This is a genomic window from Streptomyces sp. TLI_55 (genome assembly GCF_900206255.1).
Lineage (GTDB): Bacteria > Actinomycetota > Actinomycetes > Streptomycetales > Streptomycetaceae > Streptomyces > Streptomyces aquilus.
In genome coordinates this window covers 401,324-414,932 of sequence record NZ_OAOJ01000001.1, presented here as the reverse complement: position 1 = coordinate 414,932, position 13,609 = coordinate 401,324, and the positions used below count along the sequence as shown (strand labels likewise).

Annotated in this window: 9 protein-coding genes; 1 reads left to right on the top strand and 8 read right to left on the bottom strand. The window is 73.2% G+C overall.

Annotated elements, in window-relative coordinates:
- Positions 1-7: 7 nt before the first annotated feature.
- The 7 genes from CRP56_RS02055 to CRP56_RS02025 form a co-directional block, all read right to left on the bottom strand.
- The gene (locus CRP56_RS02055; protein WP_097259698.1) at positions 8-952 is read right to left on the bottom strand and encodes an alpha/beta hydrolase; all 945 of its coding nucleotides are present in this window, start codon (positions 950-952) and stop codon (positions 8-10) included.
- A gap of 25 nt (positions 953-977) precedes the next feature.
- Positions 978-5,018 carry a type I polyketide synthase gene (locus CRP56_RS02050; RefSeq protein WP_097259697.1) on the bottom strand — a complete coding sequence of 1,347 codons (4,041 nt, stop codon included), beginning with the start codon at positions 5,016-5,018 and terminating at the stop codon, positions 978-980.
- The gene (locus CRP56_RS02045; protein ID WP_097259696.1) at positions 5,015-6,955 is read right to left on the bottom strand and encodes a fatty acyl-AMP ligase; all 1,941 of its coding nucleotides are present in this window, start codon (positions 6,953-6,955) and stop codon (positions 5,015-5,017) included. Before CRP56_RS02045 ends, CRP56_RS02050 begins: the two co-directional genes overlap by 4 nt.
- A gap of 69 nt (positions 6,956-7,024) precedes the next feature.
- Positions 7,025-8,602: an acyl-CoA carboxylase subunit beta gene (locus CRP56_RS02040; RefSeq protein ID WP_373559746.1), complete on the bottom strand. Its 1,578-nt coding sequence runs from the start codon at positions 8,600-8,602 to the stop codon at positions 7,025-7,027.
- A 198-nt stretch (positions 8,603-8,800) separates the two neighbouring features.
- Positions 8,801-9,799: a type I glyceraldehyde-3-phosphate dehydrogenase gene (gap, locus tag CRP56_RS02035; protein WP_097259695.1), complete on the bottom strand. Its 999-nt coding sequence runs from the start codon at positions 9,797-9,799 to the stop codon at positions 8,801-8,803.
- 132 nt (positions 9,800-9,931) lie between these two features.
- Entirely contained in the window at positions 9,932-10,888 is a 957-nt protein-coding gene (locus CRP56_RS02030; RefSeq protein ID WP_097259694.1) for a GlxA family transcriptional regulator, read from the bottom strand.
- 155 nt (positions 10,889-11,043) lie between these two features.
- Positions 11,044-12,630 carry a M48 family metallopeptidase gene (locus CRP56_RS02025; RefSeq protein WP_143664885.1) on the bottom strand — a complete coding sequence of 529 codons (1,587 nt, stop codon included), beginning with the start codon at positions 12,628-12,630 and terminating at the stop codon, positions 11,044-11,046.
- A 189-nt stretch (positions 12,631-12,819) separates the two neighbouring features.
- Here CRP56_RS02025 and CRP56_RS02020 point away from each other — a divergent pair, with 189 nt between their 5' ends.
- On the top strand, positions 12,820-13,404 hold the full coding sequence (locus CRP56_RS02020; RefSeq protein ID WP_097259692.1) for a dihydrofolate reductase family protein: 585 nt from the start codon (positions 12,820-12,822) through the stop codon (positions 13,402-13,404).
- On the opposite strand, the gene CRP56_RS02015 is transcribed toward CRP56_RS02020, so the two are convergent.
- Positions 13,391-13,570 carry a hypothetical protein gene (locus CRP56_RS02015; protein ID WP_257041869.1) on the bottom strand — a complete coding sequence of 60 codons (180 nt, stop codon included), beginning with the start codon at positions 13,568-13,570 and terminating at the stop codon, positions 13,391-13,393. The two genes, CRP56_RS02020 and CRP56_RS02015, sit on opposite strands and share 14 nt — an antisense overlap.
- Between the last annotated feature and the right edge of the window lie 39 nt (positions 13,571-13,609).

Below are 13,609 nucleotides of genomic sequence, written 5' to 3'. Positions count from 1 at the left end.
ACCGACATCACTCCGGTACGCCCAGGGCACGGGCGAGCATCGGCCACGACCGGGCGAACTCGCCTTTCCAGTAAGCCCAGTTGTGCCCTCCGCCCGCGTAGAAGTGGCTGTCCACGGCGATGCCGAGGCGCGCCAGCGCGTCGGTGAACCCGTGCGCCGAGGGCCACAGCGCGCTCTCCAGCACCCCGGGCAACGGATCGCCGCCGCCCCCGAGCAGACCGCTGCCCTGCGAGACGAACAGCGGTGTGCCGCGCAGTCCCTCGGCCCGGGCACGGGGATTGAAGTCCCGCCAGGTGAGGAGGTTCAGGATCGGATTACCCCACAAGGAGGCGGCGGGCAGGTTCTCCCGGGCCACGATCGCGTCCACGATGGCGGGCACGCCGAGCGCCGTGGTGTCCAGGACCCCGCTGTAGGAGGCCGCGGCGGCGAACACGCCCGGATGCCGGGCCGCGTGCGCCATCGCCCCGTACCCCCCGGTCGACACCCCGGCGACGGCCATCACGCCGGAGGCCCGGTAGTCCCGGGCCAGCAGCGCGGGGACCTCCGTCACCTGGAACGTCTCGTAGTCGACGCCGTCGCGCCAGACGCTGGGAATGCCGGTCGGCCCCGCGTCCGGCATCGCCACGATCACGTCGCGGCCCGCGGTGAAGGCCTCGATGTCCGTCTCACGCGTCCAGGACGTGTAGTCGTCGTGGGCGCCGTGCAGCAGGCACAGCACCGGATACCTCCGGGTCGGCGCCGAGTCGAAGCCCGTGGGCAGGATCAGCCGCACCGGTGCGCTGCGGCGCAGGGCGGCGGAGGCCACGGACACGTCGAACGTGCGCGCCCCCACCTGCGTCGCCGCCCGGGCACGGCCGATGCCGGTGGCAGTGCCGAACAACGCGGCCAGACCCACGGCGGTCGCCGCCTTCGCGACAGTGCGCCGGGACATTCTGGTGATGCGGTTGGGCATGGCGGCTCCTCGCGTTCGGATCGGTTCAGGGAGCGGGGACGCGTGCGGCGAGCGCCCGGCCGAGACGGGCGGCGATCTCGTCGACGTACGGCGGGTCGAGCAGCGCCAGATGATGGCCGGGCACCCGGACGACCTCCAGACGCGGGCACACCTCGTCCCAGCCCAGCGCCTCGTCGTCGCGTTCGTACGCCGGATCACGGACCGTGTGCGGAGCGGGATCGGTGGCACGGAGCAGCAGCACACGGCCGTCGTACCGTTCCGGCCGATGCGCCTCGCCGATCCTCAGGTCCAGATAGGAGGCCCGCTGGTGCTCCAACGCGGCGCGCGGCACGTCGGCGGCTTCTCGCACGGCGGCCAGCACTGCGTCGATACGGTCCCTGTCGTCGTCCATCGCCATCAGCTCGTCGAACGGCAACTCCAGCCGCACGTCGTAGGTTTCGGCGACGTACCGCGCGAAGCCCTCGAAGTGGGCCCGTATGCGGCCGCCCGGCGTCTGCCCTGGCCGGGGGAGGGGGCGCACGGAGTCGATGAGCATCACGAGCGGTATCTCGCGTCCGGCGGCTGCCAGTTGGCGTGCCGTCTCCTGGGCGACGAAGCCGCCGAAGGACCAACCACCCAGCAGAAGCGGCCCGTTGGGGTGAGCGGAACGGATCGCGTCGGCGTAGCGGAGTGCCTTGTCCGTGACCGTGCGGGCCTCGTCGAGCCGGTCGAGACCGAACACCGGTTGCTCGGCGCCCAGTCGATCGGCGAGTGGCTGGTACACGGTGCTCCGACCGCCGGCCGCGTGCACGAGGAACAGCGGCGGCCGGGAGCCGGTGGCGCGCAAGGGACGCGGGGTCGCGCCACCGGCCGACTGGGGGAGGGCCTGCTCGATGCGGGCGGCCGCGTCGGCGACCGTGGCGGCACCGAGCAGGTCACGCAGGGACAGTTCGACGCCGAACTCCCGCTCGACGGCCGTACGGACACGGACCGCCATGAGGGAGTCCAGGCCGAGATCGGCGAGCGCGGCCGTGGGGACGACGCGGGTCGGGGAGTGACCGGACACCGTGGCGATGTGGTGGCTCAGACGGGCCAGGACGGGGGAGTGCTCGGTCGGGTGCGCATGGCCTCCGGTGGCCGGGGCGGTGGCGAACTGCCCCTGTCCTCGGCCGTGTTCGACCGGACTCACGCCACCAGCAGTGGCGTGACGTCGGGCTGATTCCCCCGCCCTTCCGTCCGTCCACCAGTGCCGCACATGCCGCCACCGCGGCCTCGGCAGGTCGATGACCCGGCCGGGTGGCAGGGGCAGTCGTTGGCCCGCCGCGTACAGGGCGCCCAACTGCCCCAGGAACGCAGTCAATCCGTCCGCGTCACGCCGCAGTGTGGCCGTCGCGAGCGCGTCGGGCACGGTGTCGGCGACGGCGCCCGTGAGCACCGGATGGGGTGAGATCTCGACGAACGCGGTGTGGCCGTCGGCGGCCGCCGCGGCGACGGCCCGGTCGAGGCGTACGGGTCTGCGCAGGTTGGCCGCCCAGTGAGCGGCGTCGAACGCGCTGGTGCCGCGAGGGTCGTCGAGGACGGTGGAGTACACGGGCACGCGTGCCCGCCGCCCCCGCACCCCGGCCAGCGCCTCGGTCAGCCCCGGCAGCAGCGGGTCGACCTGCGGGGAGTGCCCGGCGCCCACGACCCGCATCGCCCGCGCCACTCGGCCCTCCCCCCGCAGACGGTCGACCAGACGGCCGACCACCGCCTCCGTTCCCGTCACGACCTTCTGTCGCGGCGAGGAGTGAACAGCCACCTGCACTCCCGGGAAGTCCCTTTCCAGATCGCCGAGTTCGCGGTCCTCCAGATCCACCACGGCCATCGCGCCACCCCGCAGTCCGCTCAGCAGCCGAGCCCGTACGGCGATGACCCGCGCCGCGTCCGCCACGTCCAGGGCGCCGGCGCACACACTTGCCGCCACCTCGCCCATGGAGTGACCGATCACGGCCGCGGGTTCCACGCCGTACGCGCGCCACAGTTCGGCGAGCGCCAACTGCATGCCGAACAGCAGGGGTTGGGCGGTGTCGAGGCGGTCCAGGCCGGTGCCGGCCGCGAGGTGGTCGTACAGGGACAGGCCGTCGCACTCGGCGGCGAGCTGCGGGTCGAGCTTCTCCACCGCTGCGGCGAACGCCGGTTCCTCGGCGAGCAGCCGGCGTCCCATGCCGGGCCACTGGGTGCCGTATCCGGAGAAGACCCACACGGTGCCGGGCCCCACGAGGTCCCGGTCGCCGATCGTGACGCGTCCGTCGGGGCGCGCGGACGCCAACTCGTCGAGGGAGGTGGCGCGTTCGTCGCGGTCGCGGGCGACGATCGCGGCACGCACCGGGCCGCGGCCGGTGCGTCCGGCGAGTGTCCTCGCCACGTCGGCGGGGTGTGCCGCGCGTCCCTCGGGCGTCCGCAACCAGGTGGCGAGGCGGCCGGCGGTGTCGCGGAGGCGCTCGGGGTCGGTGTCGGAGAGGAGGTGCAGACGGGCGGCGGGATCGTCGTGCGGGGCGGGGAGCGGGGTTCGCCACTCCTGCAGCACCGCATGGGCGTTGGTGCCGCCGAAGCCGAATCCGGAGACTCCGGCGGTGGCCGTGCCGCTGTAGCGGGGCCACGGCTCGGGTTCGCTCACGACCCGCAGCCGGGGGCCGGGCAGGGCGCTGCCGTCCGCGCAGTGCAGGGACGGAGGGATCAGGTCGTGGTGCAGGGCGAGTACGGTCTTCACCAGCCCGGCGATTCCCGCGGCGGCTTCCAGATGGCCGAGGTTGCCCTTCGCCGAGCCCACCAGCAGCGGCTGATCGGGATCGCGACCGTGTCCGAGGACCGCGTCGAGCGCGCCCGCCTCGATCGGGTCGCCGAGCGGGGTGCCGGTGCCGTGCGCCTCGACGAGGTCGACCTGCGCGGGGGTGATCCCGGCTCGCGCGTAGGCCGTCTCCAACAGGGCACGCTGGGCGGCCGGGTTGGGGGCCATGAGGCCGTTGGACCGTCCGTCGGAGTTGACGGCCGTCGTACGGATCACCGCCAGCACCCGGTCGCCGTCCCGCTCGGCGTGCGACAGTCGCTTGAGGACCACCGCCGCGCAGCCCTCGGCGCGGCCGATGCCGTCGGCCTCCGTGGAGAACGGTTTGCACCGGCCGTCCGGCGCGAGGGCGCCCGCTCGTCGGAAGGCGACGGTGACGGCGGGCGACAGCAGCAGGTTGACCCCGGCGGCGATCGCCATGTCGCTCTCGCCCGCCCGCAGACTGACACACGCGTGGTGCACCGCGACCAGCGAGGACGAACAGGCGGTGTCCACCGCCAGGCTCGGCCCACGCGTGTCCAGGACGTACGCCAGCCGGCCCGCCGTGACGCTCAGCGCCGCACCGGCCGGCGCCCAGGGATCGACGGCGTCGGGGTCCGCGCCGGTCAACTGCCCGTACTCCGGGGCGGAGACGCCGACGAAGACGCCCGTGGCGGTGCCGGCGAGGGAGGCGGCCGGGACGGCGGCGTGGTCGAGGGCCTCGTGGACGACCTCCAGCAGCATCCGCTGCTGCGGGTCCATCACGGCGGCCTCGCGCGGCGTGATGCGGAAGAAGTCCGCGTCGAACCCGGCGATGTCGTCGAGATAACCCCCGTAGGGGTGGGCGTCGGCGGGCGGGAACGCGGTGAAGTCCCGCCAGCGGTCCTCGGGCACCCGCCGGATCGCGTCCCCGCCCTCACAGAGCAGCCGCCAGTAGTCCTCCGGGCCGTGCACCCCGCCGGGCAGCCGACAGCCGACGCCGATGACCGCGACGGGCTCGCCGGGCGCGCCCGCTGCCCTCACCAGCGGCGCGGGGCCGGGAGCCGTGCCGCACAGCCGCGCCACCAGCGCCTGCCCGGTCGGCGCCTCCCACAGCAGGGTCGGAGGCAGTTCGCAGCCCGTGACGCGGGACAACTCCGCGGTCAGGGCGATCGCGTCCCGCGACGACATGCCGAGCTCCGCGAGCTGCCGGTCCATCGGCACGTCCTCCGGGGCGGTGCCCAGCCAGGAAGCCACCCGCTCGGCGATGAGCCGCCGCAGCGCCGCGGCGTCGCTCCCGCTCATCCGACGGTCCTTGACGTGACGTGGGCCGAGGAAGCGGGCGCGGTGCCAGGGGCATCACCAGCCGCGCCACGGAACGCGCCGCCGATCGAGTCATCAGGCGTGCCGCCACGCGCGGCGTCACCCCCCGACCCCCTCCCCGCCTCCCCACCCCCCTCCCGCCCATACGCCCCCTCCAGATACCGCGCCCGCGTCAGCGCCCGGGACACCTTGCCGCTGGACGTGCGGGCGACCGCCCCCGGCGGTACCAGCACGACCTCCGCGAGCCGCAGCCCGTGCCGCGTGGATACGGCGCCGCGCACCGCCCGCACCACGGCCGGCACGTCCAGCGAGGCGAGGGAGGCGGCCCGCACGTGCTCGGCCACCAGCACCACTCGCTCGCCCGCCTCACCCGCCTTGCTCGCCTCGCCCGACCCGCTCGTCTCTCCCGTCCTGCCCGGCACGGCGAACGCGGCGAGTCGGTCGCGCCGGACCGCCGGATGCGCGTCCTGGGCCGTGGCCTCCAGGTCCTGCGGATAGTGGTTGCGCCCGTCGACGATGACGAGGTCCTTCAGCCGCCCCGTGACGATCAACTGCCCGTCCAGCACCGCCCCCAGGTCACCGGTGCGCAGCCACCGCCCGTCCGGTGCATCGGCCCCACCGGCGAAGGTGGCGCCGAAGACCCGCTCGCTCTCCTCCCGCCGATTCCAGTACCCGCGCCCGACGTTGGGCCCCCGCACCCAGACCTCCCCGACCTCCCCCTCGGGCAGGACGGTACGGCTGACGGGGTCGGCGATCCGTACCCGCTGACCCGCCGGGGTGCCGCAGCCGGCCAGCAGCACGGCCCTCGGATCATCGGGGCGCGCGGGCAGCGCCTTCCCGGCGGCGAGCGCGTCCCGGTCGAGCGCGAACCGGCCGAGCGGCTGTCCGGGCCGGGCGGCACTGACGAAGACCGTGGCCTCGGCGAGCCCGTACGAAGGACAGTGCGCGGCGACGGGCAACCCCCGGTCGGCGAAGGCCGCCTGGAAACGCTCGACCGTGCCCGGGCGGACCGGTTCGCTCCCGTTGATCAGCGCGGCGACACCGTCGAGGCGCAGGTCCGCCTTCTGGTCGTCGGTGACGGCGCCGGCGCAGTAGTCGTACGCGAAGTTCGGCGCGGCGCCGATGGCCCGCGGATGGGCGCCGAGCAGCCGCAGCCACCGTACCGGCTCGTTGAGGAAGGCGGCCGGATCCATCAGCACCGACAGCGCCCCGCGCACCACCGGCGCGGCGACGCTGAGCACCAGCCCCATGTCGTGGTACAGCGGCAGCCAGCCCACACAGGTCACCGGACCGGTGTCGGCGCCGTACGCCGCCAGGGCCTGCCCGGCGTTGGCGACGACGTTCGCGTGGGTGATCTCCACACCCGCCGGGGCACGTGTCGAACCGGACGTGTACTGGAGGTAGGCCAGCGCTTCGGCGTCCACGTCGACCGGCGGCCGGTCGTCGGCCTCGTCGTCCGGCACCTCGTCGGCGCACACGATCCGCGTCCCGCTGCCGTTCAGCAGATCCCGCACCTCGCTCGCCATACGGCTCGTGGTCACGACGGCCGCGGGACGGGCGTCGGCCAGGACGCCCGAGAGCCGGTCGCCGTGCCCGGGCAGGCCGGGCGGATACAGCGGTACGGCGACCAGTCCCGCGGTGAGCGCGGCCAGGAACCCGGTGACGTACTCCGTGCCCTGCGGGCACAACACCGCGACGCGCGCACCCGGTTCGGCCTGTGCGGCGAGCCGGGCGGCGATCGCCCGCACCCGCAGGTCCAGGCGCCGCCAGGTCAGCGTCCGGTGGACGCCGCGGGAGCCCGGCGCCGGGAAGTCGACGAAGGTGAGGGCGCGCCGGTCGGGGGTGGTGTCGGCCCAGTGCCGCACGTACTGGGGCAGGGTCCGGCACGCGGGGGAGAGCGGGGGGTGGCGGCGGTCCATGGGGTGTGGCTCCTGACGTCGCGGGGGCGGGATGTGCCTCGGTGCGGATCGCTGGGAGGGCCTCAGGGCTCAGAGCGGGATGTTGCCGTGCCTGCGCTGCGGCAGCGGGGCGCGTTTGCCGCGCAGGGCGGCCAGGGCGCGGCGGATGTGGTCGCGGGTGTCGCGCGGGGCGATGACGGCGTCGACGTATCCGCGTTCGGCGGCCGGATAGGGCGTGCCGTGGGTGCGTTCGTACGCGGCGACCAGGCGAGCCCGCAGTGCGACGGGATCGTCGGCGGCGGCCAGTTCGCGCCGGTGCAGGACCCCCACCGCCCCCTCGGCGCCCATCACGGCGATACGGGCGCTGGGCCAGGCGAGGTTGATGTCGGCGCCGAGGTGCTTGGACCCCATCACCGCGTACCCGCCGCCGTACGCCTTGCGGACCACGACCGTGACCTTGGGGACGGTGGCCTCGGCATAGGCGTACAGCAGCTTGGCGCCGCGGCGGATGATGCCGCCCCGCTCCTGCCGTACGCCGGACAGATAGCCGGGGACGTCGGCGAACGTCACCAGCGGGATGCCGAACGCGTCGCAGAACCGTACGAACCGCGCGGCCTTCTCGGACGCGTCGATGTCGAGGACGCCGGCGGCGTGCAGCGGCTGGTTGGCGACGACCCCGACCGACCGGCCCTCGACCCGTCCCAGGGCGCACAGGATGTTCGGCGCGAACAGCTCCTGGACGTACAGCAGTTCACCGTCGTCGACGACCGCGCGCAGGATCTCCCGCATGTCGTAGGCCTGCCCGAGCCGGTCCGGCACGACGGCGTCGAGGACGTCCCCGGCCGGGGCGTCGCCGGGGGCGAACTCCGGTGGCGGTTCGAGGTTGTTGGCGGGCAGATACGACAACAGCTCGCGTACGACGTCCAGGGCGTCCTCCTCGTCGGCGGCGAGGAAGTGTGCGTTGCCGTTGACGGCGTTGCTGGTGCGGGCGCCGCCCAGCTCCTCGGCGGTGGCCCGCTCGCCGGTGACGGCCTCGATGACGTCGGGGCCGGTGACGAACATGTGCGAGGCGCCGTCGACCATCACCGTGAAGTCGGTGATCGCGGGGGAGTAGGCGGCCCCGCCCGCGCAGGGGCCCAGCACGACGGAGATCTGCGGGATCACGCCGGACGCCTGGACGTTGCGGCGTACCAGTTCGGCGTAGAGGGCGAGGGAGGCGACGCCCTCCTGGATGCGGGCACCGCCGGAGTCGTTGAGGCCGACGACCGGGCAGCCGGTCTTCAGGGCGAGGTCCATCAGCGCGACGGTCTTCTCGCCGAACGCCTCGCCCATGCTGCCGCCGAAGACCGTGGCGTCCTGGGCGAACAGGCAGACCCGGCGGCCGTCGACCGTACCGAAGCCGGTGACCACCCCGTCGCCGTAAGGGCGTTGGGCACCACTCCCGTCGGCCCGGGCCCGCACGAACAGCCCGGTCTCGGTGAAGGACCCCTTGTCCACCAGCCGCTCGACCCGCTCCCGCGCCCCGAACTCCCCACGCCTGCGCGCCCCGCCCGCCACCAGCGCCTGCTCACGGCGCCGGCGCAGGTCGCCGATGCGTTCCGCGGTGCTGCGCCGGGGCAGGTGCGCACCCTCCTGCGGCGGGCCGGATGTCGTCGCCTCTTGAGTCACAACCACCTCCGAAGTGGTTGTCGAATATGGCAGTCCGGCGACGAATATTTGAGCGAATCACCTTCGGCTGTGGGGGAGTTGAGTCCTCCGGATCCCGATTTCATCCCCACATGACAAGGGGCGGCGGGCCGCCGGTCCGTAAGGCGGCCAAGCCGGCCGGGGCGGTCGCGGCTCGACCTGCACCGCCCCGGCGACCGGTCAACCGGCCGCGAGCAGCGTGAGGGTGTCGATCACGCGGTGGGAGAAGCCCCACTCGTTGTCGTACCAGGCGACCACCTTCACATGACGGCCGTCGACGCGCGTGAGAGCCGAGTCGAAGATCGACGAGGCGGGGTTGCCCACGATGTCGGACGAGACCAGCGCGTCCTCCGAGTACTCCAGGACACCGGCCAGCGGCCCCTCCGCCGCGGCACGGTACGCCTCCAGCACCTCGTCGCGGGTCACGTCACGGGCGACGGTCGTGTTCAGCTCGACGATCGAACCCACCGGCACCGGTACGCGGATCGAGTCGCCGGACAACTTGCCGTCGAGGTTCGGCAGCACCAGGCCGATCGCCTTCGCGGCACCGGTCGTGGTCGGCACGATGTTGACACCGGCGGCGCGGGCACGCCGGGCGTCGCGGTGCGGACCGTCCTGAAGGTTCTGCTCCTGGGTATAGGCGTGCACCGTCGTCATGAACCCGTGCTCGATACCGGCGAGTTCGTCCAGGACCGAGGCGAGCGGCGCGAGCGCGTTGGTGGTGCAGGAGGCGTTCGAGACGATCGTGTGCACGGCCGGGTCGTAGGCGTCGGTGTTGACCCCGTACGCGAGTGTGACGTCGGCACCGTCGGACGGCGCGCTGACGAGCACCTTCTTCGCGCCCGCGTCGAGGTGGGCGGCGGCCGCCTTGGCCGAGGTGAAGCGGCCGGTGGCCTCCAGGACGATGTCGACGCCGAGTTCGGCCCAGGGCAGCTGCGCCGGCTCGCGCTCGGCCGTCACCTTGATCCGCCGGCCGTCGACGACGAGGGTGTCCCCGTCGACGGTGACCGGGCGTCCGAGCCGGCCGGCCGTGCTGTCGTAGGCGAGGAGTCGGGCGAGCGTGGCGGGCTCGGTGAGGTCGTTGACGGCGACGACCTCGAGGTCGCTGTCGCGCTCCAGCAGTGCGCGCAGCACGTTGCGTCCGATGCGGCCGAATCCGTTGATGGCGATGCGAGTCATGTGTGGGGTCCCTTCCCTTTGCCCCCAGGTTCGCGCGCGGGGCGGCCCGCCGACAGTGGCGTGATCGCCATGGTTCAAAAGGATCCCGCCAGGCCTTTACGGGGGGTCCTTGCGGGGGTCTTGAGGGGCGGGTCACTCACCCTTGGTGAAGGTGCGCCGGTACTCGCTCGGTGTCGTCCCGAGGATGCGCTGGAAGTGCAGACGCAGATTCGCACCCGTGCCGAGCCCCACGTCGGCGGCGATCTGCTCGACGCTGCGCTCGGAGCGTTCCAGCAGCTCGCGGGCCAGGTCGATGCGGGCGCGCATCACCCACTGCATCGGCGTGTACCCGGTCTCCTCCACGAAGCGCCGGGAGAACGTGCGCGCCGAGACCCCGGCCTGCCTGGCCAGCGTGTCGAGGGTGAGGGGGTCGCCCAGCCTGTGCAGCGCCCACTCGCGGGTGTCGGCGAAGCGCTCACCGAGCGGCTCGGGCACGCTGCGCGGCACGTACTGGGCCTGGCCGCCGCTGCGGTAGGGGGCGGCCACGAGCCGGCGGGCCGCGTGGTTGGACGCGGCCACGCCGAGGTCGCCGCGCAGGATGTGCAGGCACAGGTCGATCCCGGAGGCGGCACCGGCGGAGGTGAGCACGCTGCCCTCGTCGACGAACAGCACGTTCTCGTCGACCTGGACGAGCGGGTGCCTGGCGGCGAGGGCGCGCGTGTAGTGCCAGTGCGTCGTGGCGCGCCGGCCGTCGAGCAGGCCCGTCGCGGCGAGCGCGAAGGCACCGGTCGAGATGGCGGCGAGCCGCGCGCCCCGGTCGTGGGCGGCGATCAGCGCGTCGACGACGGCCGGCGGCGGCTCGTCGCGGTCCGGGTGCCGGTAGCCGGGGACGAAGACGATGTCGGCCCACGCGAGGGCGTCGAGGCCGTGTTCGACGTAGTACGCGAGGCCGTCGCCGCCGGTCACGAGCCCGGGCGTCGCCCCGCACACCCGCACCTCGTACGGCATGCTCGCGCGGGTCGTGAAGACCTGCGCCGGGATTCCGACGTCGAGCGGCTTCGCACCCTCGAGCACGAGGACGGCGACGCGATGCAGACGGGAGGGTGACACAGGGAGAGGTTACGTGGGTCCGACCTCGGCCCCTGCGCCGGTCGAAGCGGTAGACCGCTGTGCGCGGCGCGGGCTCGAGGACGACGCCGGGGCGATGGATGATCAGATACGGGCTGCGGACCCAGGGGCCGGAGCCCTGACCGTGCCCAGGGAGATCACGCGGGGCCGGAACCGGCCCCTTCCATGAGCAGCGTGCGCAGGGGAGCGGTGTCGGGTGTGTCGGCGACGGCCGCGTCGATGGCGTCGTCCATGCCCTTCTCCCACGACTCGGGCAGGACCAGCCCCGGCTGGCCCGACCAGGCGATGTCCGGCGCGACGTGACCGGACTCGGCGAGGCGCAGGTGGATCAGGCCCGCGATGCCGTCGAAGATCCTGGGCCGGATGAAGTTGCGGGCCGACTGCCCGGTCAGCCGAGCCGCCTGATACGGCTTGGGCATGCGGTCGGCGATCTCCATCCACAGCAGACCGCGGTCGACGGCGTCGAGTATCTCCTCCAGACCGGGCAGCAGGTGCTCGTCGCCCGTCTCCGCGGACGCCTCCGAGCGCAGTGTTCTGGCCACGGCGAGCCGCAACGGCCCGGACCACTCCTCGGCGTCGGCGACCGCGCGGGCCATGGTGAGGTCGTCCCAGCTCATGCGCCGCAGCAACGCCGCTTCCGGCGCCAGCGTGCGCGCCTCCAATTCGGCGAACACCCGGTCCGCGTCCCGCACCAGGACCAACGCAGACGGCTCATCGGCCAGGTCCGCCGCCGACTGCTCGGGCCGGTCATCGGCGGGCAACTGCTCGATCAGTGCGATCCGCTCCGCCAGCGGCGGGTGCGAGTCGTACGGGTGTGGCCGCGGCGGTCGCTGTCCGGCGCGCAGCGCGCCGAGCTGCTCCCCGCTCCGGGCGGCGAGCAACCGTCGGAAACCGCCGTGGACCTCGCCCACCGGGGGCAGCGCTTTCAGCGCGCTGCCCATCGCGGCGTACGTCTGCATGTAGTGGGTGTGCGCGGCGGCGAGCACCGGCAGCGTCCGCAGTGCGGCGGCCGTCACGTCACGGCCCGCGTACCGGGCGGCCATCCGGTCCGCGGCGAGTTCCTGGTGCCGGGCCGCGGACTGGGTGATGCGCAAAAACATCCTGGCGTAGCCGACGTACAGGACACCGACGACGTAGTGGAACCGGGTGCCGCCCTCCTGGAAGGCCTCCACCGTGTGGATCAGCGCCTGCCGGCCGCGCGCCGTGACACCGCCGAGCCGGGTGTCGCGGTTGCCGTAGTGCCCGAACTCGTGGACGAGGACGGACCGCAGCTGCGGGACCGTCAGCCCGGCGAGCAGCGGCAGGCCCAGGAACATCCGGCGTCGGCCGTGCAGCAGTCCCAGCAGCCGGCTCTGCTCGATCACGCCGGCGTTGGCGTCGGCGTCCAGATACAGCTCGTCCGGCGTCCGCTGCCCCGTCACTTCGGCGGCGGCCCGCACCTGTTCCCACAGTTCGGGCTGGTCGTCAGGGGCGACCGCCACCGCGTCGGTCACCGGCCCCAGCCGGCCGGCCCGCAGAAAGGCGAACATGCCGCGCAGGATCGCCCACGCCAGCAGGAAGGTGACGGTTATCGCCGCACCCTCGATCCCGGCCGCGCTCTCGGTGACCAGCCGTGTGATCACCAGCCAGTCGAACGCCACCATGACCGACAGCAGGGCTCCGCCCATGAGGAAGAAGCCGACCAGGAGCACGAACGCGCGGACAGCACGCAGTCGGTACGACATCGAGAAACCCCCACCCACGTGCCGCGACTGCACGAGAAGTTCACAAAGTGTTCGCGGATCTTACCCACAGGATGCGGGGCGGATCCGAGGCGCCCCCTCGACGAAGGAGGCCACGTTCCCGCGCGTCGCGATGAGTTCGGAGGTGTGTGGCGGTCGTACTGTCGAACCCGCCACCGAGGAGGACCACTCATGCGCACCGTGACGTACTCGATGAACGTCTCACTTGACGGCTACATCGCCGACTCCGGCGGTGACTTCGCGTGGTCGGAGCCGGACGACGAGGTGTTCCGGTTCTGGATCGACGAGATCCGCGGCGTCGACGTCCATGTGCTCGGGCGTCGGCTGTACGAGACGATGCTGTACTGGGAGACCGTCGACCAGGACGATCCGACGCTCGACGAGGCGACGCGCGAGTGGGTCGCGCTGTGGAATCCGCTCCCGAAGGTGGTCTTCTCCCGGACGCTGTCGTCGGTCCGGGGGAAGAACGTCCGGCTGGTCTCCGGGAATCTGGTGGAGGAGATCGAGCGGTTGCGGGCCGAGCCGGGGGACGGCGAGATCGCGATCGGCGGCGCGGCGCTCGCCGCTCAGGCGGCCGCGGCGGGACTGATCGACGAGTACCGGAGCATCGTGTACCCGGTGCTGGTCGGCGGCGGGAACTCGTTCTATCCGCGGCATGAGCAGCGAGCGGATCTCGAACTGGTCGAGACCCGCACCTTCAAGTCGAAGTTCGTCTACCTGCGCCACCGGGTGGTGCGCGGCGTCAGGCAGGGATGAAGCCCGGCCACCACGGCGGCACGTTTCCCGGGCACAGCGGGTCGGGATAGGAGTCCGGCATACCGAGCCACGTCATCAGGAACAGCAGGGTCATGGCGTTGGCCGCCGCACCGTTGCCGGTGTCGCACGTGGCCCACGCCTTCCCGATCGCGGTGACGGACACCACCGCGGTCAACCCGCCGAGGAGGACCCCGACGCCGACTCC